At 56.5% G+C, this 20,197-nt stretch carries 19 protein-coding genes; 14 read left to right on the top strand and 5 right to left on the bottom strand.

Translation table 11 applies throughout. The annotated features are described in order from the left end of the window. Nucleotide 1: 1 nt before the first annotated feature. The 3 genes from EKN38_RS15635 to EKN38_RS15625 all read right to left on the bottom strand — a co-directional run bounded on the left by EKN38_RS15635 (nt 2) and on the right by EKN38_RS15625 (nt 3,538). Complete coding sequence (locus EKN38_RS15635) at nt 2-1,414, bottom strand: sodium:solute symporter family protein (RefSeq protein ID WP_013096620.1); 1,413 nt, start codon at nt 1,412-1,414, stop codon at nt 2-4. A 76-nt stretch (nt 1,415-1,490) separates the two neighbouring features. Beyond that, nucleotides 1,491-2,375, bottom strand: a complete 885-nt coding sequence (locus EKN38_RS15630; RefSeq protein WP_014831910.1) for a dihydrodipicolinate synthase family protein — start codon at nt 2,373-2,375, stop codon at nt 1,491-1,493. A gap of 14 nt (nt 2,376-2,389) precedes the next feature. Then, entirely contained in the window at nt 2,390-3,538 is a 1,149-nt protein-coding gene (locus EKN38_RS15625; RefSeq protein WP_014831911.1) for an iron-containing alcohol dehydrogenase, read from the bottom strand. Between the two features lie 173 nt (nt 3,539-3,711). Between EKN38_RS15625 and dtnK the strand changes: the two genes are divergently transcribed. The 4 genes from dtnK (at nt 3,712) to EKN38_RS15605 (ending at nt 7,236) form a co-directional block, all read left to right on the top strand. Beyond that, nucleotides 3,712-4,929: a D-threonate kinase gene (gene dtnK, locus EKN38_RS15620; RefSeq protein WP_014831912.1), complete on the top strand. Its 1,218-nt coding sequence runs from the start codon at nt 3,712-3,714 to the stop codon at nt 4,927-4,929. Next, entirely contained in the window at nt 4,922-5,908 is a 987-nt protein-coding gene (locus EKN38_RS15615) for a D-threonate 4-phosphate dehydrogenase (RefSeq protein WP_014831913.1), read from the top strand. Before dtnK ends, EKN38_RS15615 begins: the two co-directional genes overlap by 8 nt. Nucleotide 5,909: 1 nt before the next feature. After that, nucleotides 5,910-6,671, top strand: coding sequence for a DeoR/GlpR family DNA-binding transcription regulator (locus tag EKN38_RS15610; protein ID WP_014831914.1), 762 nt, complete (start codon nt 5,910-5,912; stop codon nt 6,669-6,671). 82 nt (nt 6,672-6,753) lie between these two features. Continuing rightward, on the top strand, nt 6,754-7,236 hold the full coding sequence (locus EKN38_RS15605) for a GNAT family N-acetyltransferase (protein ID WP_014831915.1): 483 nt from the start codon (nt 6,754-6,756) through the stop codon (nt 7,234-7,236). Here the strand turns inward: EKN38_RS15605 and ptrR are convergent. Further along, nucleotides 7,190-8,068: a putrescine utilization regulator PtrR gene (gene ptrR / locus EKN38_RS15600; protein ID WP_014831916.1), complete on the bottom strand. Its 879-nt coding sequence runs from the start codon at nt 8,066-8,068 to the stop codon at nt 7,190-7,192. The genes EKN38_RS15605 and ptrR overlap by 47 nt on opposite strands. A gap of 99 nt (nt 8,069-8,167) precedes the next feature. On the opposite strand from ptrR, the gene sad reads away from it, so the two are divergent. The 10 genes from sad (at nt 8,168) to EKN38_RS15550 (ending at nt 19,642) form a co-directional block, all read left to right on the top strand. Next, entirely contained in the window at nt 8,168-9,556 is a 1,389-nt protein-coding gene (sad, locus tag EKN38_RS15595; RefSeq protein WP_014831917.1) for a succinate-semialdehyde dehydrogenase, read from the top strand. 115 nt (nt 9,557-9,671) lie between these two features. After that, complete coding sequence (locus EKN38_RS15590) at nt 9,672-11,261, top strand: methyl-accepting chemotaxis protein (RefSeq protein WP_014831918.1); 1,590 nt, start codon at nt 9,672-9,674, stop codon at nt 11,259-11,261. A 64-nt stretch (nt 11,262-11,325) separates the two neighbouring features. Then, nucleotides 11,326-12,252, top strand: coding sequence for a glutaminase B (gene glsB, locus EKN38_RS15585; RefSeq protein ID WP_014831919.1), 927 nt, complete (start codon nt 11,326-11,328; stop codon nt 12,250-12,252). Further along, nucleotides 12,252-12,614: a DUF4186 domain-containing protein gene (locus EKN38_RS15580; RefSeq protein WP_014831920.1), complete on the top strand. Its 363-nt coding sequence runs from the start codon at nt 12,252-12,254 to the stop codon at nt 12,612-12,614. The genes glsB and EKN38_RS15580 overlap by 1 nt, the downstream gene beginning before the upstream one ends. 107 nt (nt 12,615-12,721) lie before the next feature. Then, nucleotides 12,722-14,161 carry a GGDEF domain-containing protein gene (locus EKN38_RS15575; RefSeq protein ID WP_126522412.1) on the top strand — a complete coding sequence of 480 codons (1,440 nt, stop codon included), beginning with the start codon at nt 12,722-12,724 and terminating at the stop codon, nt 14,159-14,161. Between the two features lie 176 nt (nt 14,162-14,337). Continuing rightward, nucleotides 14,338-15,330, top strand: coding sequence for a sensor domain-containing diguanylate cyclase (locus tag EKN38_RS15570; RefSeq protein WP_014831922.1), 993 nt, complete (start codon nt 14,338-14,340; stop codon nt 15,328-15,330). A 53-nt stretch (nt 15,331-15,383) separates the two neighbouring features. Continuing rightward, a complete protein-coding gene (locus EKN38_RS15565; protein WP_014831923.1) occupies nt 15,384-16,349 on the top strand; it encodes a sensor domain-containing diguanylate cyclase in 966 nt (321 codons plus the stop codon). Nucleotides 16,350-16,431: 82 nt separating this feature from the next. Further along, nucleotides 16,432-16,959: a GNAT family N-acetyltransferase gene (locus EKN38_RS15560; RefSeq protein ID WP_014831924.1), complete on the top strand. Its 528-nt coding sequence runs from the start codon at nt 16,432-16,434 to the stop codon at nt 16,957-16,959. 117 nt (nt 16,960-17,076) lie between these two features. Then, the gene (locus tag EKN38_RS15555; protein WP_014831925.1) at nt 17,077-18,528 is read left to right on the top strand and encodes a tagaturonate reductase; all 1,452 of its coding nucleotides are present in this window, start codon (nt 17,077-17,079) and stop codon (nt 18,526-18,528) included. A 199-nt stretch (nt 18,529-18,727) separates the two neighbouring features. Beyond that, nucleotides 18,728-19,642, top strand: a complete 915-nt coding sequence (locus EKN38_RS15550; protein WP_014831926.1) for a bestrophin family protein — start codon at nt 18,728-18,730, stop codon at nt 19,640-19,642. On the opposite strand, the gene EKN38_RS15545 is transcribed toward EKN38_RS15550, so the two are convergent. After that, on the bottom strand, nt 19,630-20,178 hold the full coding sequence (locus tag EKN38_RS15545) for a GNAT family N-acetyltransferase (RefSeq protein WP_014831927.1): 549 nt from the start codon (nt 20,176-20,178) through the stop codon (nt 19,630-19,632). The two genes, EKN38_RS15550 and EKN38_RS15545, sit on opposite strands and share 13 nt — an antisense overlap. Nucleotides 20,179-20,197: the final 19 nt, after the last annotated feature.

Below are 20,197 nucleotides of genomic sequence, written 5' to 3'. Positions count from 1 at the left end.
ATCAGACTCCATTGTTTTCAACGGGGGTTGGCGCTTTACCCTGTGCCTTTCCCGGAATGAGACGGTCGATGACCATGATGACCGCAGGGGTCAGCAGGGCGATGTACATATTGTTAATGCCAAACGGATCGCCCAGCAGATACCAGACGGAGGTTACAACGCAGGCGCCGATCAACCCTGCATTGGCTCCGCGGGTGCTGCGGAAGAACGGGGCGTAGAATGCGATGACCGCCACGACGGAAATTGACAGACGAATGGCACGGGTAAAGAACGACAGCTTCAGCACTTCAGGCACCAGCAGAACAAAAATCAGCGGCAGGAAACCAATCAGCAGGGAGATCCAGCGGGTGGCCTTAAATTCCTGCTCGGGCGTCGGGTTGCGCATCGGTACGTAAAAATCTTTGACCACCAGGGAGGCAATGGCGAGCGCCACGGTACTGACGCTGACGAAGATGGACGCCACCAGAGAGGTGGTTACCAGACCGGCCAGCCACGGGTTCATATCCTGCAGGAAAATCGGCATCGCATACAGGCTGTCGATCTCCGGATGCAGGTATTTTGCCGCCACGCCAATCACCGCAATGGCCAGCGCAATCGGCAGGCAGAAAAAGAACGCGACCCAGGTGGAGCGTTTAGCCGATTTAACATCTTTGGTGGAGGAGATGGCCTGGATCACAAACTGGGTGCAGAAGATGGAGCCAATGGTGCCGATGAGCCATGCAAAAATGGTCGACGCGCCGATGTTGCCATCCCAGGTCCAGTAGAAGTCAGGCATGTTTTCGATCATCGGCGTGAAACCGCCGGTTTTGGATAACGCAAAACCCATGATGGCCAGAATGCCGAAGTATTTCAGCGCACTGTGCAGCACGGTTACCCACGCCACGCCCTTCATGCCGCCAAAGGCGAAATAGAAGGTGCTGACGATAGCCGTAATAAAGGCGGCAACGGGCAGATTGACTTTCAGTACGGTGGAAATGGCTGCTGCGCCGCTGACGTAATTCCCCACGTTAACCAGCAGCAGGGCGTAGATCATGATCAGGGAGATAATGTTTTTGGTGCTGTTACCGTATTTTTCAGCAATCGCACCCGAGATGGTGATTTTCCCGGTGTTGTATATGCGTTTTACCAGCAACAGACCAAAAAGTGGGAAGCCAATCGCGGCCCCGATGACGGACCATGACGCAGCAAACCCGTCCTCAAACGCCGCCTGCGCGGTGCCGATGGTGGATTTAGCGCCGATATACTCAGACATCAGCAGGATCCCGACAATAAACGCCGGCATCGCACGAGAGCCTTCCATAAAGTCCCCGGAGTTTTTACTGCGGATCCGGAAGGTCAGCCAGGTGGTGAACAGGATGTAGGCAATGACTATGCCCACAATGATCAGGGTATCTTCAGCGGTAAAATTATTCATCTTTGCCTCTCTTCAGGGCGAGTGAATCCTGGGCACCTCAGGTACCCGGTATTCTTATTGACGAAACCAACGCCGTTTAGCTAAGTGACGTTGTCACTATCTGGCGAATCTGTTGGCACTGCTGCTCGCTAAACGCCACGGCATAGCGACTCTCTCCGACATCCTCGCCCATGATTTGCAGGGCCTTTTTTACGGCGGCAGGGGAAAACGCCACGCTGTAGAGCTCGGTGCGCAGTCGGGTGACGCGCTCCTGCGCCTGCCGGGAACCTTCAACATCACCCGCGTTAAAGCGTGACCAGATGGCGTTGATCGCCGCTGGTGCCACGTTCGCCAGCCCGGAAATACAGGCTGAACATCCGTCGACGAAGCCCTGATGGATCAGTGAATCCGGTCCGTTCAGCACGTCGAACCCATCAATGTCGCTTACCGCGTTGAGGAAACCGCGCAGGCTTTCATAGCTCCCGGCACTGTCTTTAATACCTGAAATGTTGGGGTGTTCGGCCAGCGCCCGTACCGTGGCGGGCTCAAGTGTGTTGCCGGTCCGCGCCGGAATGTTGTACAGAAAGACCGGTACGGTTAGCGCGTCAGCGACGGCGGTGTAGTGTGCGATGAGCTCAGCCTGTTTCAGCGGCACGAAGTAAGGGGTGATGACGGAAACCGCATCCACACCCAGCGCAGCGATCTGTTTTCCCAGCCGGATAGTGTCGCGGGTGGAGATTTCGCCAATATGCGCCACGACGGGCGCGCGTCCGGCGACGGTTTCCACACAGGTCCGGGTGACCGCGATTTTTTCCGCTTCGTTCAGGACAAAGAACTCGCCGTTGGTTCCGCCGCAAAAAATGCCGTTTCCGGCGTCCAGTTGGCGGGCGATCTGCCGCGTTAAGCCGGGAAGGTTGAGTTCGCCTTCCGCGTCAAAGGGGGTGACGATGGCCGTCAGCACGCCCTTGATGTTGTTACGCATTTCTTACTCCTTGACTATGCATGTTCAGGAAACAGTGTCCGGTAAATCGCCTGCACCTCGTCGTGATTCACCTGACAGGGGGCATTGTTCATTAACCGTTTAACGTTCAGGGCGGCATCGCTCAGGGAAGCGATGTCTTCGCGCGGCACGCCCAGGGACTCAAGGTTGTCCGGCAGGTTGAGACGACGAACCAGCGCGGCAAAGTACTCCACCAGCGCGTGAGATTTTTCGTCATCGGACAGGCTGCTGTCCGCGCCTGGCACGAGATCCCAGACCTGCGCAAATTTTGTCACGCAGTGGGGACGAACCACACGCATGCAGGGCGCCAGAAGAATGGCGTTGGCCACGCCGTGCGGCAGGTGATATTTCCCGCCAAGCGGATAAGACAGGGCGTGAACCAGATGTGTGCCGGCATGCGCAATCGCGACCCCGCCATAATAAGAGGCCCACAGCATTTCCAGCTTTGCCAGCAGGTTACCCGGCTCAGCGCAGGCCGTTTCAATGTTCTTCAGCAGCTTAGCGAGCCCGGTCAACGCCGCGTTATCGCTGACCGGGTTGGCGACCGTGGCGGTGAAGCACTCAATCAGATGGCACAGGGCATCGATTCCGGTAGAGGAGGCAATATGCGCGGGCATGCTGGTGGTCAGTTCCGGCAGCAGGGCGACGTAATCGGGCAGCAGGACCGGGGAGATAATACCAACCTTCGTGTTTTGCTCCGGTATCGCCAGAATAGCGTTCGGCGTGGCTTCTGACCCCGTTCCGGCGGTGGCGGGGATCAGAAGTGAGGAGATACGTGCCATCGGTTTTACCCCTGCCAGCAGCCTGTCCAGCCCCGGCGACAGCGGGTGACAGAGCACGGAGAGCAGTTTCGCCACATCCAGTACGCTGCCGCCGCCGATCCCGACCACAACATCAAACGATCCGCCGTTTAACCCCGCGAGCAACTGGCTGACATCGTGGTGGGAGGGTTCAGGTGGCACTGTGTCAATCACCGTGACGCGGCGGTTGTCCTCTTCAAGAATTGAACGGATCTGTTTTGCCGCCTCCAGACGCGCAATGTTGCCGTCCGTGACCAGCAAGAGCTGCGCGTTATCGGTGAGTAATGGCCTGATGGCGGCGAGCGCATTTGCGCCGCTAATAATGGTGCTGTTGAGGGTAACCACGCTTTTCTCCTGTCTGTGTGTCCATGATTGATTTCGCTCAATTAAGACGCTTCATGGTCATCGTGTGGCTAAATTTATAATTTATTCGCAAACTGATTAACTTGATCTTGCTCACATATAATCAATCATGATTGAATATAATCATTAACAGGAAAAACGAGCCCGGAGTGGGAATGAAAGAAAACAACCTGTTCAGAGACGTCGTTGTCGTCGCAGATGACTTTACCGGTGCAAACGATGCGGGTGTCAGCCTGGCGCTGAGCGGTAAGACGGTCAGCGTGGCATTCCACACACCCTTTACCCAGACGGTGGATGCACTGGTCATTAATACCGATTCCCGTGCGCTGAGGGCAGCAGAGGCGGCCGAAAAAGTGGCCGTACTGGGGGCGGATATTGCGGATACGCGCTGGCTCATCAAAAAGATTGATTCCACGCTGCGTGGCAATGTAGGGGCAGAAACAGGCGTCCTTAAGGCAGTAAGCGGCAAACGGCAGGTGATTGTGGCGCCAGCGTATCCCGCGGCAGGGCGGATCACGCGCCACGGCAGATGTCTGGTGAACGGCATTCCGGTGGATGAAACCGAATTTGCCAGCGATCCGAAAACGCCCGTCCCGTCTGCCACTATTGCTGACCTGTTTACCGACGTGAGTTGTCAATCCGTGACCGTGAACACGCTGGCAGCCGAACTGGCGCAGGGAACGGAGTGGCTCATCGTCGATGCCCGGTGTGACGAGGATCTGGACGCCATTATTGCCGCCGCGCTGACCTGCCCGCAGACACCGCTGCTGGTCGGGTCTGCCGGCTTATGTGATGCGCTGGCACGCCATCTCGCCCCTGTGAAGCGTCAGCAGCTGCTGGCGGTGGTGGGATCAATGAGTGAGATCGCTCAGCGACAGATTGCGCTGGCCGCTGCAGAGCCTGCGGTTTCGTCGGTGTTCATTGATGTTAATGATGTGCTGAAGGGGGAGACGGCGAACGCGCTCATGCGCATCACGCAGGCCCTGAAGGCGGGCCGTCACTGCCTCGTTCATACCTGCCCGGACCATGAGGCGCGACATCAGGTTGAGCGGCTTTGCGCGCAGTATCAAATGACCCGGACCGAACTGGGTGAAACGATCTGCGCCTTTCTGGGAGAGATTACCCGAGAGGCACTGACGGCATGTCCGCCGGATGCGTTGTATGTCTCAGGCGGCGATGTGGCAATGGCCGTCGCCAGCGCGCTTGATGCGCAAGGATTTGAAATTACAGGCCGCGTCGCAGGATGCGTCCCTTACGGCAAATTTCTGGGTTGTGCCTGGCACCAGCCGGTAATGACCAAAGCAGGGGGCTTCGGAAAAGAAGAGACGCTGCTTGAGGTGTTGCATTTTATCGAGGAGAGACTGAGTGACTAACATTATTGCTGTAACCATGGGTGACCCGGCGGGCATTGGCCCGGAGATCATTATCAAATCCCTCACCGGGAGCGAATTAACGGGAGCCCCGGTTGTCGTGGTGGGCTGTGCCCGCACGCTCAGGCGGGTGCTGGATGATGGGATCGTGGGGCAGGCTGACATCCATATCATCAAGCAGGTCAGCGAGGCTCGTTTCGCACCCAACGTGATTAACGTGCTGGACGAACCGCTGGCCGACCCTGATGCCCTGAAGCCCGGCGTGGTTCAGGCTCAGGCGGGGGATTTAGCCTATCGCTGCGTGAAGCGCGCGACGGAACTGGCGATGGCGGGGGACGTGAAAGCGGTTGCCACGGCGCCACTGAATAAAGAAGCGCTGCATCTGGCCGGACATCACTACCCCGGACATACCGAGCTGCTGGCCCATCTGACGCACAGCAAAGACTACGCTATGGTGCTGTACACCGATCGGCTGAAGGTCATTCATATCACGACCCATATTGCGCTGCGTAAATTCCTTGATACGCTCAATCAGGATCGGGTAAAAACCGTCATCGGCATTGCGGATACCTTCCTGAAGCGGGTGGGCTTTAGCACACCTCGTATTGCGGTCGCGGGTGTGAACCCGCATGCGGGAGAAAATGGCCTGTTTGGCGATGAAGAGATCACAATCGTCGGCCCGGCCGTTGCGGCGATGAAGGCGCAGGGGGTTACCGTCACCGGACCGTGCCCGCCGGATACGGTATTTATGCAATGCCACGAAGGAATGTATGACATGGTCGTTGCGATGTATCACGATCAGGGGCATATTCCGCTAAAATTGCTCGGCTTTTACGACGGGGTGAATATCACCGCCGGATTGCCGTTTATCCGCACCTCTGCAGACCACGGAACCGCGTTCGATATTGCATGGACCGGTAAAGCCAGGTCGGAGAGCATGACGGTGTCTATTCAGTTGGCTATGCAAATTACACGGGAATAATATGAAGGGATATAACCGGTTAGAGCAGATAATGGATTACCTCAAAGGGCACAACCTGGTCACGGTGGATCAGCTGGTGGCGATCACCGATGCCTCACCGGCGACGATACGCCGCGACCTGATTAAGCTTGACCAGGAGGGCGTCATCAGCCGAACCCACGGCGGCGTTACCCTTAACCGGTTTATTCCTTCCCAGCCGACCACGTCCGAAAAAATGCAGCGCAGTCTGGCAGAAAAACATGCCATCGCCTGCGCGGCAGCGAGCTTTGTTAACGCGGGGGATGCCATTGTGCTGGACGCCGGTACCACAATGATTGAACTCGCGCGTCAGCTCACGCATCTGCCGCTTCGCGTCATCACCAGCGATCTGCACATTGCGCTGTTTCTCTCTGAGTTTAAACAGATTGAAGTGACGATCATTGGTGGCCGTATCGATGATTCGAGCCAGTCCTGTATCGGGGAACACGGGCGTCGGCTGTTGCAGAATGTCTGGCCTGATGTGGCGTTCGTCAGCTGTAATGGCTGGGATATTACCCGCGGTATCACGTCGCCCACGGAAGAGAAGGCCGCGCTGAAGCGGGATTTGATTGCCAATGCCAAACGTCGGGTGCTGCTGGCGGACAGCTCTAAATACGGTGCCTGGTCGCTGTTTAATGTGGCGCACCTGAACACCCTGACGGATATCGTCACCGACAGCAGGCTGGATGAAGCGGCCCGGGCCCAGCTGGAACAGCTTGAGACCCGCCTGACGCTGGCGTCATGACATAAGTTAAAACTATGAAGTCCGAACAGATGGCAGACGCTATGTTGAAATCTGGTGTCACAAAAAAAGCAAGGAGCCTGCCATGTATTCCATTACCTCTGAATCTGCCCGTCATCCGGATATCCTCAAGCTGATCGCGGCGCTTGACCGCTATCAGAGCGAACTCTATCCCGCTGAAAGCAATCATCTGCTCGATCTGGCTGCGCTGCCTGAAGCCTCGCTTATCCTGATGATCATTCGCGACCCGCAGCTGCAGGCCGTGGGATGTGGTGCCGTGGTGCTGAATGGCGACGGTACCGGAGAAATGAAGCGGGTCTATATTGATCCGGCCCATCGCGGGCAACATCTGGGCGAGACGCTGCTGGCCGCCCTCGAAGATGAAGCCCTGAGCCGTCACTGCCATACCGTGCGTCTGGAGACAGGGATCAAGCAAAATGCCGCCATTCGCCTGTATGAGCAGTGCGGATATGAACGCCGTCCGGCGTTTGCGCCGTATGTCGACGATCCGCTGAGTCTGTTTATGGAGAAGGCTCTGGTTGTCGACGTTCGTTTAGCAGCGCTATAAACGCTTCGAGCTGGCGGGTCATCGCCCCACGACGCCACACCAGCCAGGTGGTCAGCCAGCGCCAGTTCTCCGCCAGCGGCCACGCCTCTACCTGATGATGCCCCGGCATGCTCTCCAGCATTGAGCGGGGCATCAACGCAATACCCGCCCCTGCAATCACGCAGGCGAGCATACCGTGATACGACTCCATCTCATGGATCCGCCCGGGCGTGGCGCGGTCGGCGTGAAACCAGCTTTCCAGATGACGTCGATACGAACAGTTTGCGCGAAACGCGTAGACGTCGCTGCCGCTTACCTGCGCGGCGCGCGTCACCGCCACATGCCCGGCGGGGGTGACCAGCATCATCTCTTCCCGGTAAACCGGCATGCCTTCCAGCTCCGGGTGAGAAAGTGGCCCGTCGACAAACGCCGCACTTAAGGTGCCTTCCAGAACGCCGTCAATCATCGTTCCGGACGGGCCGGTAGAGAGCGCGAACTGAATGCGCGGATAGCGTTGGTTAAACGCCGCCAGACTTTCCGGGATCCGCACGGCGGCGGTGCTCTCCAGGGCGCCAAGGGCAAATAACCCCTGCGGCTCATCACCAGCGACGACCATCCGCGCCTCTTCAACCAGCGCCAGGATCTGCTTGCTGTAGCGCAGAAAGTTGTGTCCGGCGGGGGATAACCGCAAACGCTGGCTCTCCCGGATAAACAGCTCAACGCCGAGATCGGCCTCAAGCTGGCGGATGCGAGTGGTGAGGTTAGACGGCACGCGATGCACCTTCTGCGCCGCCTGGGTAATGCTGCCGGTCTGTGCAACGGCGTTAAACATTTCAAGCTGAGTTAAATCCATAGCATTCTCGATTCGTGAATAAGGTGGTTAGTATTATTCATTTTTAAGAAATAGCAGAGTGGGCCACAATCAATCAACCGATATTACGTGGAGAACATCATGACTTATTCATCTGCAACGCATGCCCTCTCTGTTAATCCGGCGACAGGCGAGACGCTGGCCGCGTATCCCTGGGCCACATCCGAAGAGGTTGAACAGGCAATCACCCTGGCTGAGGCCGGTTTTCGCCAGTGGCGAGGGGAAAGCGTCTCTCACCGGGCACAAAAGCTGCGCGACCTGGGGGCAGCACTGCGCCAGCGTGGGGAAGAGATGGCGCAGATGATCTCCCGGGAAATGGGCAAGCCGATTGTGCAGGCGCGGGCGGAAGTGGCCAAATCTGCGGGTCTGTGCGACTGGTATGCGGAACATGGTCCGGCAATGCTGCATGCGGAGCCCACGCTGGTGGAAAACCAAAACGCGGTCATTGAATACCGTCCGCTGGGGCCGATTCTTGCGGTGATGCCGTGGAACTTCCCGCTCTGGCAGGTGCTGCGTGGTGCGGTGCCGATCCTGCTGGCAGGTAACAGCTATCTGCTCAAACACGCACCGAACGTCCTGGGTTCTGCTGCGCTGATTGGGCAAATCTTTGCTGATGCCGGTATTGCGCAAGGCGTCTTTGGTTGGGTGAATGCCACCAATGATGGCGTGAGTCAGGCGATCAACGATCGTCGTATCGCAGCGGTAACCGTCACCGGTAGCGTGCGTGCAGGTGCGGCGATAGGGGCTCAGGCGGGAGCGGCGCTGAAAAAATGCGTTCTGGAGTTGGGCGGCTCCGATCCGTTTATCGTGCTGAATGATGCCGATCTGGATCTGGCGGTTCGCGCGGCCGTCACGGGACGTTATCAGAACACCGGACAGGTTTGCGCGGCGGCAAAGCGCTTTATTATCGAAGAGGGGATTGCCGATGACTTTACCCGGCGTTTTGTTGCGGCGGTGGCGGCGCTGAAGATGGGAGCACCGGATCGGGAAGAGAATGATATAGGGCCGATGGCGCGTTTCGATCTGCGTGACGAACTGCATCAGCAGGTGCAGGCCACGCTTGCGCAAGGGGCCACGCTGCTGCTGGGCGGCGAGAAAATCAGCGGGGAGGGCAACTATTACGCGCCAACCGTGCTGAGCCATGTCACCCCGACAATGACCGCCTTCCGTCAGGAGCTGTTTGGCCCGGTGGCGGCGATGACGGTGGCGAAGGATGCGGAACATGCCCTGCAGCTTGCCAACGACAGCGACTTTGGTCTCTCTGCCACGGTGTTTACCGCCGACGAAACGCTGGCCGGGAGATTCTCCCGCGAGCTGGAGTGCGGCGGGGTGTTTATCAATGGCTTTAGCGCCAGCGATGCGCGCGTGGCCTTTGGCGGCGTGAAGAAAAGTGGTTTTGGCCGCGAGCTTTCCCACTTTGGTTTGCACGAGTTTTGTAACGTGCAGACGGTGTGGAAGAACAGAGTGTAACTTCCCCTGGACAGAGGCCTTTACAACGAAGGTCTCTGTCATTTCTCTGCAATGGTTCTGTCATTTTCGTTTCGTAGACTCGCACGCGTATAACGTCTTGTTACTGAAGAAAATTATGAACCTAACGCAAATTTATCGTCGTATTGCGCAGCACATTATCCCCCGCCAGTTTGGCCTGCTGACCGGTATCTTTTGTATTATCGGCCTCTTTTCCGCCCTGCAACTCTCCTCGTCGTTCCTGCTCAATGCCTCCCTGAAAGAAGCGCAACGCAACGAGCAGCAAAACCTGCTGGCGTACCAGCAGCAGAGCAAGCTGGATCTGGCTCGCGTATCCCTGCTGGCTGCAAGCGATCTGCTTAACCGCTCCGGCGTCTGGTTTATGCAGGATAAAGAGACCGGCTCCGAGGGCAGCTGGCACAGCCTGATGGACGACGCGCAACAGGCGCTGGCCGTGTCGCAGCAGGCGTGGAATGCCTGGCTGGCGCTTAATCCGCCAAAAGATGACGCCCTGGTGAACAGCTATCAGCTTTTTTACGGCGCGATAAAAGAGCAGGCGGAAGGGCTGGTGAAAACCAACACCATCGATGCGTTTTTTGCCGTGCCGGCGCAGGCATTTCAGACCGACTTTAATGACAACTATGCCCGCTATCAGCAAGCAAGCGAGAAGCAGGCGCTCAAAGGGCGTCAGTCGTTGATGGCGCAGCTCTCCGGTCTGCAAACGTTGTTCCTGCTTGCGCCTGTTCTGTTGCTCGCTATTGCGGTTGCCGTCTGGTTCGGGATGTCCCGATGGGTGATTACCCCGTTGCGGCGCTTGATTGCGCATATCAACCGGCTGGCCGCAGGCGATCTTTCCGGTACCCCTCCTGGCGTGACGCGTTTTAACCGTGAAATTGCACAGCTCAGCGACAGTATTGCCACCATGCAGCACGGGCTACAGCAGCTGGTGACCCAGGTCAGCGATGCCACCACCTCCATGGTGGAAAACATTGGTGCGCTGGCGCAGGGCAATCAAAAGCTGTATCACCAGTCGGCGCGTCAGGCCAAAGAGCTGGAAGACGTGACGGCGCATATCGCGACCCTGGAAACCCACGTGGAAGGCAACACGGGCTATGCGAAGCTTGCCAGCTCGCGGGCGGACGAGGCGCGCCAGGCCGCTGCGGGAGGAGATCAGATGATGTTGACCGTCAATGCGTCGATGCAGGCGATCGTCGACCGATCCTCAGAGATGCGGGGGATCGTGGCGATGATCGACAGCGTCGCGTTTCAGACCAACATTCTGGCGCTGAATGCGGCAATTGAAGCGGCCCATGCGGGAAACCAGGGGCGCGGGTTTGCCGTTGTCGCCCGGGAAGTGGGGCTGCTGGCGAGAAAGAGCAGCCACTCGACGCAGACCATTCAGGAGCTTATCAACCGTTCTCTTCAGGGGATCGAAGACGGTTCCCGGGCCGTTAACCGTCTGGAAGACAACCTGCAGCAGGTCACGGGGCTGGTGGGAACATTAAGCAGTTTGCTGAATGAGATCTCCGCGGCCACGCTGAGTCAGGGGGAGAGTATTCACCAGATGACGCGCCAGCTTCAGGCGCTGAATCAGGTGTCGCGGCAGACCGACAGCCTCGTTTCTGACGCGTCCGATGCCTCTGAGCGTCTGCACAAGCAGTCGGATCTTTTATTGCAGGCCGTTTCGCGTTTTCGTCTCAGTGCCTGACGCAACTCATAAGCGTCTGTTATACTCGCAGCCCGTTTTAGCCTGAGGGCAAGGAGCAAAGAGAGTGGCTGCGGTCATCCATAATGAGATGCTGGACGAGATTCTGGCGCAGGTTCGTCCGTTACTTGGAAAAGGGAAGGTTGCCGATTACATTCCGGCCCTTGCCTCGGTCAGCGGGAATAAGCTGGGTATTGCAATTTGTACGATCGATGGACAGCGCTACCAGGCGGGTGACGCCACGGAACGTTTTTCCATCCAGTCTATTTCGAAAGTGTTGAGTCTGGTCGCGGCCATGCGGCAGTACGAGGAAGAGGAGATCTGGCAGCGGGTGGGTAAAGATCCCTCCGGGCAGCCGTTTAACTCGCTGCTTCAGCTTGAGATTGAACAGGGTAAACCGCGTAACCCCTTTATCAATGCCGGGGCGCTGGTGGTCTGCGATATGCTGCAAAGCCGTCTCAGCGCGCCACGTCAGCGCATGCTTGAAATCGTTCGTCAGCTTTCAGGCGTTGACGACATTGCCTACGATCCGGTGGTGGCTCGCTCGGAGTTTGATCACTCTGCGCGGAACGCGGCCATCGCCTGGCTGATGAAATCCTTCGGCAATTTCCATAATGATGTGGCGACCGTACTGCAAAACTATTTCCACTACTGCGCGCTGAAAATGAGCTGTGTGGAGCTGGCGCAGACCTTCCTGTTTCTTGCCCACCAGGGACATGCTCCCCATCTTAATCAGGACGTTGTTTCACCGCTGCAGGCGCGTCAGGTCAATGCCCTGATGGCGACAAGCGGGATGTATCAGAACGCGGGGGAATTTGCCTGGCGTGTCGGTCTTCCGGCCAAGTCGGGCGTCGGTGGCGGGGTGGTCGCCATTGTACCGCATGAGATGGCAATCGCCGTCTGGAGCCCGGAGCTGGATGAGACGGGAAATTCACTGGCCGGTGTGGCGGTTCTGGAGCAACTGACCCAACGCCTGGGACGTTCCGTTTACTGATGTCTGATCTGGATCCGCTTTTTTCTCGCCTGGCGCGATCGACCTTTCGGTCGCGCTTTCGCTTAGGCACCAAAGAACGGCAGTACTGCTGGGACAAGGGTGCCGATACCATTGATCGGCATGCCGCCGATTTTATTGCTCAGCGTCTTGCGCCCGCGCACCCCGCCAATGACGGAAAACAGACGCCGATGCGCGGCCATCCGGTGTTTATAGCCCAGCATGCGACCGCCACCTGCTGTCGCGGCTGTCTGGCGAAATGGCACAACATTCCGCAAGGTGTTCAGCTCACCGCGCAGCAACAGCATTATATCGTGGGCGTGATCCATCACTGGCTGGTGTTGCAAATGAACACCAAAAGTTGACGAGTGCTGATCCTGTTGTAATTGTGTTATAGATGCACGTTAAGTGATTTCCCCTCGTGGTGACGGGTCATTTAGTTGCCATAAGTTATTATATGGAATGATATTTAATGCGTTCAGACCCCTCTGCCTTCACGCTCTTTCGACCTGAATCGCCGCTGCGTAATGCGGCGGGTATCTTTATTCTCACCACCTTGTTCTATTTTATTGGTGCGGAGTTACGTCTGGTCGAAGCCTTGTCGCTGTTCTGGCCGCTGAACGGCGTGATGGCAGGCGTCTTTGCCCGTTATACCTATCTTAATCGTCTGCATTACTATGCGGTGTCGTATGTCGCCATGCTGATGTACGACGCGGTCACCACCAACTGGGGAATGGCCTCGGTGGTCATCAACCTGTCGAATATGATCTTTATCGTCGTTGTCGCGTTGCTGGTGGTGCGTGATAAGCGATTGATGAAGAAAACCCCCGATCCTATCAATGCGCTGCGGCTGTTCAATTACTGTCTGATCGCCGCCTTACTGTGCGCGCTGCTCGGCGCGACCGGGTCGGTGGGGATCGACAGCCATACCTTCTGGCCGCTGTTTGCCGACTGGTTTAGCGAGCAGTTCTCAACGGGCGTGCTCATTTTGCCGTGTATGCTCACGGTCAGTATGCCGACGCGGGCATTCAGGCTGCGTCTGGAGCAACTTTTACCGGTCATTGCGCTGATTGTCTCGGTGATGGCATCGGTGGTGATTGGCGGGGCGGGAAGCCTTGCCTTTCCGCTGCCGGCGCTGATCTGGTGTGCGGTCCGCTACTCCTTGCCCGCGACCTGTCTGCTGACGTTTCTGACCGGAGGCGTGGAGATCGTCCTGGTCGCCAACTCCATTATCAATATCGCCGTGGGCACGCCGCTCTCGACTCCGATGATGTTCTCCGCCCGGCTGGGGATTGCCACCATGGCTATCTGTCCGGTTATGGTCTCCGTCAGTATGGCGGCCATTAATTCGCTGATCCACCAGGTGTCGTTGCGTGCGGATTATGATTTTCTGACCCACGTGTATTCGCGCTCCGGGCTCTATGAGGCGTTAAAGCGGGAAGAGGCGCACCGGCATTCACGTTTTCTGACCGTGATGTTGCTGGATATCGATTACTTCAAAAGCATCAATGATAACTATGGGCACGAGTGTGGCGACCGCGTGCTGGCGTCGTTTGCCCGCGAGGTGCAGCAGGTTGTCGGAGACGACGGCATGGTGGCGCGTATGGACGGGGAAGAGTTCGCGGTTGTGGTGAATACCGGTGACGCGCGACACGGCTTTGCGCTGGCGGAACGTATCAGGCTCACCATTGCCGGTCATCCGTTTACCTGGCGCCAGCAAACGCTCTATCTGACCGTCAGTATCGGCCTTGGAAGCGGGAAGGCGGAGTCCTGGCAACTGACTGAGATTTTCAACAAGCTGATGGCCGAAGCAGACGATCATCTTTATCGATCCAAAAAAGCGGGGAGAAATCGCACCAGTGCGCGTGTGTCAGACGAACCCATTATCCCGACACCGGAGAGTGAAACCTGAGCGCAGCCTGCATTCTGCCGGGAATGAATCATAACGAATAGCGGATAAATTGCTTGCTAGGTATTTTTAACGTCAATAAGATACCGGAAGAAAGCTATCGGAAAATTCGCAGAATGAATGCAGCTGACAAACTCAGTAGAAGCCCTCGTGTACCAGGAAGCCGGTTTGTCAAGCGTATGTATCTGATGCGTATTCTCGGCACGTTTCTCTGTTTTATCCCCATCCTCTCCGTGCTGATTGAACAGAATCGTTCAGTCTGGCTGATGTGTTTACTGGCAATAAACGCATTTATCTGGCCTACGCTTGCCTGGTATCGGGCGCGAAATTCGGCGATGCCTCTGGTGACTGAGCATCAGAATCTGGTGCTGGACGCCGGAGCAGGGGGGTTCTGGATCGCCATGATGGCGGTCAATCCGCTGCCGTCGGTAGTCATTGCCACCATTATGCTGACCGACCGGCTCTCGGCAGGGGGGATTACGCTGATGAAAAAGGCGGCCATCACCATGCTGGGCGTTTTCCTGGTGAGCTGGCTGACGCAGGGGATGGCGGTAGAGATGTACGTTTCGCAGCGCACCATGTTTGCCACGCTGCCGCTGATTGCGATTTATCTGCTGGCACTGAGCATATTGACGGACAGCATTGCGCTGCGTCTGCGGATCAAGAGTCGGGAGCTTGAGCGGATCGCGATGATGGATCCGCTGCTGGATATTGCTAACCGGCGTCTGCTTGAAAAGCGGATTGACCACGAACTGAATAAACTGCGTCAGACGTGCCGTGAATCGGCCCTGATGTTTATCGATATCGACAATTTTAAAGACGTTAACGATCGTTTTGGTCATAAGGTCGGGGATGCATTGCTGGCGACCGTCTCGCAAATTTTGCATCTGTCGACGCGCCCGAGCGATACCCCCGCACGCCTTGGCGGCGATGAGTTTGTGGTTCTGCTGCCGGATACCACCCTGGAAGAGGCGCATGTTGTCGCCAGGCGCATTATGGATGCGGCTGCAATGAAAAAGGAGGTGGCTCAGGAGACGGTGCATTGCACGCTCAGCATCGGTATTGCCTGTGCCACAAGAGAGATGAAAAGCGTAACCGACTGGCTACAGGCCGCGGACAACGCCCTGTACCGCGCCAAGCGGGACGGTAAGAACAGAATATTCGCGCACTGACAATGTCTCTGTTTAGGCTACGCTTTGAGTAACGCTTTGCGTCAGGAGACGTTATGAAAACACCTGCAACCCCTGCAAATGAAATGGAACGTCTGAACTCGCTGCGCGAGTCAGGCCTGCTTGAGATCGACGGCTCCCCGGCGTTTGACCGACTGACACGTCTGGCAAAACGCTTCTTCCAGGTCCCGCTGGCGATGGTCAATCTGATTGATGAACACTCGCTGATTGTGAAGTCGGCCGACGGTCAGGCACCTGGCTCCGTTCCGCGTAATATCTCGTTTTGCGGTCATACGATCCTCAGCGAAGCGCCGCTGGTGGTCGCCGATATGCGTCAGGACGATCGTTTTGCCGATAACCCGCTGGTGGCCGGTGAGCCCGGCGTAAGATTCTATGCCGGTTTTCCACTGCGTTTACGTGACGGGGCGAGCGTGGGATCGCTCTGTCTGATTGATTATTCTCCCCGTGAATTTTCGGCGGCCGATCTGGCCGTGCTGGGTGACCTCGGCGCGCTGGCGGAAGACGAATTTGCTGCCGTCAGTGCGGCGACAACTGATGAATTAACCGGACTGTTCAACCGTCGGGGCTTTAACCAGCTTCTCCGGTTCACGCTGTCCGTGGCCAGACGCCGGGCGGAGCCGTTAACTCTTGGCTGGCTGGATCTGGATCGCTTCAAAGAGATTAACGATCGCTACGGGCATGAGGAAGGTGACAACGCGCTGAAAGTCATGGCGGAACTGATGCGCACCTCTTTCCGTGAAGCGGATTTGCTGGTTCGCTTTGGCGGTGATGAATTTGCCGTGCTGTTTGCCGATACAGATGAGCAGGGGGCCTGGATTGCCATGCAGTATCTTGCCGAGCAGGTTGAACACTACAATGCCCGCAAGCTGCATCCCTGGTCTCTCCATTTTTCCTGGGGATTGAGCGAGTTCGATCATAACGGCAACGATCTGCAGCAGTGGATGAAAGACGCGGATGAAAAAATGTATGCCATGAAGCAGCAGCGTAAGCATACAAAATGACATAACAAAAGCCTATGTCTGACAGGATTGCGTTACAAAGATGTTAAATGCAAAGTGAGGATATTCAACGTAAGGAAAAAGAATGAATACCTCACTGCAGATCAAAACCCTCACCCGGGACGATATTCTCACCCACCTCGATGCGCTGGCCGATATCCTTGAAAACTGTGTCAACGGTGGCGCTTCCGTCAGTTTTATGTTGCCTTTCAGTACCGAAAAAGCCCGCGCGTTCTGGCAGGGGATTGCCGGGAGCGTAGAGCGTAACGAACGCGTCGTGCTGGCCTGCATCGATTCGAAGGATGGCGTGATTGGCACCGTGCAACTGATTACCGATCAGCCGGAAAACCAGCCGCATCGTGCCGATGTGGCAAAGCTGCTGGTTCATGAAAAAGCGCGCCGTAAAGGGGCCGCGATGGCGCTGATGGAGGAACTGGAAGTGCAGGCCAGAGCCAGCGGCATCTCGGTGCTGGTGCTGGATACGTCAACCGGTAGCGGAGCGGAGACCTTTTACCAGCGGGCAGGCTGGCAAAAGGTCGGGGAGATCCCGCGCTATGCGCTGATGCCGGATGGCGCAATGACCGCCACATCTGTCTTCTGTAAGTTCTTGTGATTATTTCCCTCAATGACGTGATGAATTGATCAAAAGCGGGGTTCTGGTCGAAAACCTTTGATAAGTTATCATACCAATCTTATAAGGCTGTACGACTAATCATAAAAGGACCCCATTGTGAACACACTTAACCGTCGTGATTTCCCCGGTGCTCTCTACCCTGAACGTATTATTCAGTTTGGTGAGGGCAATTTCCTGCGTGCGTTTGTCGACTGGCAAATCGACCTGTTAAACGAACATACCGATCTCAATGCCGGTGTCGTGGTGGTTCGCCCCATTCAAAGCGACTTCCCGCCTTCATTAAGCACTCAGGATGGTCTGTATACCACGATCATTCGTGGTCTGAATGAGCAGGGCGAGGCGGTCAGCGAAGCGCGCCTTATCCGCTCTGTAAATCGTGAGATCAGCGTTTACAGCCAGTACGATGAGTTTCTGAAACTGGCACATAATCCTGAGATGCGTTTTGTCTTCTCCAACACCACCGAGGCGGGGATTAGCTGGCACGCCGGTGACCGCTTCGAGGATTCGCCTGCGCTGAGCTATCCGGCGAAGCTGACGCGGCTGCTGTTTGAGCGCTTCAGCCATTTTAACGGCGCAGCGGACAAAGGCTGGATCATCATTCCGTGCGAGCTGATTGATTACAACGGCGAAGCGCTGCGTGAACTGGTGCTGCACTATGCCCAGGCGTGGGCGTTGCCAGCGGAATTTATTCAGTGGCTGAATGCGCATAACAGCTTCTGCTCCACGCTGGTTGACCGGATTGTAACGGGTTATCCGCGCGACGAAGCGGCTGCGCTGGAAGCTGAGTTAGGCTATCACGACGGATTCCTTGATACCGCGGAACATTTCTACCTGTTTGTTATTCAGGGGCCTGAATCTCTGGCCAGCGAACTGCGGCTGGACAAATTCCCGCTAAACGTGCGGATTGTGGATGACATTAAGCCGTACAAAGAGCGCAAAGTGGCAATTCTCAACGGCGCGCACACGGCGCTGGTGCCGGTGGCGTTCCAGGCGGGACTGGATACGGTGGGCGAGGCGATGAACGATGCCGACGTATGCGCGTTTATCGAAAAAGCGATCTATGAGGAAATCATTCCGGTCCTGGATTTGCCGCGTGATGAACTGGCGTCTTTCGCCCGCGCCGTCACGGGTCGTTTCCGCAATCCCTATATCAAGCATCAGCTGCTGTCGATTGCGCTTAACGGCATGACTAAGTATCGCACGCGCATTCTGCCGCAGCTGTTGGCGGGGGTGAGGGCATCTGGCACGTTGCCCGCTCGTCTGACGTTCGCCCTGGCCGCACTGATCGCGTTCTACCGCGCAGAGCGTAACGGGGAGAACTATCCGGTGCAGGATGATGCGCACTGGCTTGCTCGTTACCAACATCTGTGGGCGCAGCATCACGACAAACAGATCACTACCCGCCAGCTGGTCTCTTCCGTTTTAAGCGTGACTGAGCACTGGGAGCAGGATTTAACCCAGGTGGCAGGATTGGTAGAACAGGTTACGTGCGATCTCGACGCTATCCTGCAGCAAGGGATGCGTGCCGCAGTGAAACCGCTTTGCTAGAGATTCAATGCCCGGCGTTGGCCGGGTTTTTTAATTGCATTAGTTACAACATACTATAAGCCTCTTTATTTAAAGTCACCTGCGACACCGTGCGGTTTATTGCGTATCAGGTGAAAAATGCAATCTTTCATTAACAAGCTTGCAACTGTGATGGGGATCACGTTTAATAGCGCGGCTCTTTCCATTCCTGAAGCTCACTATGATTGTTCGTCCCAAACAGCACTGGCTACAACTGATTTTTGTCTGGCACGGTTCGGTATTGCCCAAAATCTATACCCGGTTGCTGCTTAACTTCCTGCTTTCCATCGCCGTTATTCTGATGCTGCCGTGGTATACCTCGCTGGGCATTAAATTCACCGTTGCGCCATTCAGTATCCTGGGGGTGGCAATCGCTATTTTCCTCGGGTTCAGAAACAACGCCTGCTATTCGCGCTACGTTGAGGCTCGCCTTTTGTGGGGGCAACTGATGATAGCGGCACGCTCGCTGTTTCGCGAGGTTAAAAACACCTTACCGGACGATAAACATCTGGGTGAGTTCGTCCGTCTGCAAATTGCCTTTGCCCATTGTCTTCGCATGACCCTGCGCCGTGAAAAGGGGGAAGGGCAACTGGCGCGCTATCTGGCGGCGGCGGAGTTACGCAACGTTATGGCCGCCAACTCGCCGGCGAACCGTATTCTGCTGATCATGGGAGAATGGCTGGCCGTGCGGCGCCGTAACGGACAACTCTCAGACATCCTGTTCCACAGCCTGAACAATCGTCTGAACGACATGTCGAGTGTCCTGTCCGGCTGCGAGCGGATCGCCACCACGCCTGTACCGTTTGCTTATACCCTTATCCTGCACCGTACGGTCTATCTGTTCTGCATCATGTTGCCGTTCGCGCTGGTTGTTGACCTGCACTACATGACGCCCTTTGTCTCGGCCCTGATCTCTTACACCTTTATCTCGCTGGACACCCTGGCGGAAGAGCTGGAAGATCCGTTTGGTACCGAAGATAACGACCTGCCGCTGGACGCTATCTGCAACATGATGGAACGCGATCTGTTGCAGATGAACGATGAAGAGAACATTCCGGAAAGGCTGATGCCGGATAAGCATTATCAACTGACCTGACGGGCATTCCATTCGTCGCGGGTGATTTCCCACAGCTCGGAATCGAGCATACCGCTGACGTACGCTTTCTGTTCCGTTCTGATAAGCCGCATGCCGCTACTGTCTGAAATACGACGGGAGCGGCTATTGGCGGCGGCCTTCGGCGCGCGTAATACGGGTTTGTTCAGCGTATTAAACCAGTAATCCGTTGCGGCAATGCTGGCTTCGCGCATATATCCCTTTCCCTGAAATTCCGGCGACAGCCAAAACCCGCGGTTGTTATCTTCCACATCGTACAGACAGATAATACCCATCAGCACGTCCGGCACCTCGCGACGGCGGATGCTCCAGAACCAGGCAATCCCTTTTGCCATATCCGGCAGCGCCACGTTGTTGACATAGTTTTCCGCGCCGTTATCCGGGTAGGGCCAGGGCACGGAAGAGACCATGTAGCGGACGATCTCCCAGTGCGGATAGCGCGTTTGTATCTGAACGGCATCTTCGGCAACCAGCGGTTTTAGCAGCAAGCGTTCTGTCGTGAGCGTCGGTATCGTCATCCGCAGATCTCCCTATTTA

The organism is Enterobacter sp. WCHEn045836 (genome assembly GCF_003965585.1).
Taxonomy (GTDB): Bacteria; Pseudomonadota; Gammaproteobacteria; order Enterobacterales; family Enterobacteriaceae; genus Enterobacter; species Enterobacter dissolvens.
Note: the sequence above shows the minus strand (reverse complement) of the source record. Positions and strands in the feature narration are given on the sequence as shown.

Excerpts from the sequence above, each read along its gene's own strand:
- EKN38_RS15635 (WP_013096620.1), bottom strand. The coding sequence starts at position 1,414 with ATGAATAATTTTACCGCTGAAGATACCCTGATCATTGTGGGCATAGTC.
- EKN38_RS15630 (WP_014831910.1), bottom strand. The coding sequence starts at position 2,375 with ATGCGTAACAACATCAAGGGCGTGCTGACGGCCATCGTCACCCCCTTT.
- dtnK (WP_014831912.1), top strand. The coding sequence starts at position 3,712 with ATGAAAGAAAACAACCTGTTCAGAGACGTCGTTGTCGTCGCAGATGAC.
- EKN38_RS15610 (WP_014831914.1), top strand. The coding sequence starts at position 5,910 with ATGAAGGGATATAACCGGTTAGAGCAGATAATGGATTACCTCAAAGGG.
- EKN38_RS15605 (WP_014831915.1), top strand. The coding sequence starts at position 6,754 with ATGTATTCCATTACCTCTGAATCTGCCCGTCATCCGGATATCCTCAAG.
- ptrR (WP_014831916.1), bottom strand. The coding sequence starts at position 8,068 with ATGGATTTAACTCAGCTTGAAATGTTTAACGCCGTTGCACAGACCGGC.
- sad (WP_014831917.1), top strand. The coding sequence starts at position 8,168 with ATGACTTATTCATCTGCAACGCATGCCCTCTCTGTTAATCCGGCGACA.
- EKN38_RS15590 (WP_014831918.1), top strand. The coding sequence starts at position 9,672 with ATGAACCTAACGCAAATTTATCGTCGTATTGCGCAGCACATTATCCCC.
- EKN38_RS15580 (WP_014831920.1), top strand. The coding sequence starts at position 12,252 with ATGTCTGATCTGGATCCGCTTTTTTCTCGCCTGGCGCGATCGACCTTT.
- EKN38_RS15575 (WP_126522412.1), top strand. The coding sequence starts at position 12,722 with ATGCGTTCAGACCCCTCTGCCTTCACGCTCTTTCGACCTGAATCGCCG.
- EKN38_RS15570 (WP_014831922.1), top strand. The coding sequence starts at position 14,338 with ATGTATCTGATGCGTATTCTCGGCACGTTTCTCTGTTTTATCCCCATC.
- EKN38_RS15565 (WP_014831923.1), top strand. The coding sequence starts at position 15,384 with ATGAAAACACCTGCAACCCCTGCAAATGAAATGGAACGTCTGAACTCG.
- EKN38_RS15560 (WP_014831924.1), top strand. The coding sequence starts at position 16,432 with ATGAATACCTCACTGCAGATCAAAACCCTCACCCGGGACGATATTCTC.
- EKN38_RS15550 (WP_014831926.1), top strand. The coding sequence starts at position 18,728 with ATGATTGTTCGTCCCAAACAGCACTGGCTACAACTGATTTTTGTCTGG.
- EKN38_RS15545 (WP_014831927.1), bottom strand. The coding sequence starts at position 20,178 with ATGACGATACCGACGCTCACGACAGAACGCTTGCTGCTAAAACCGCTG.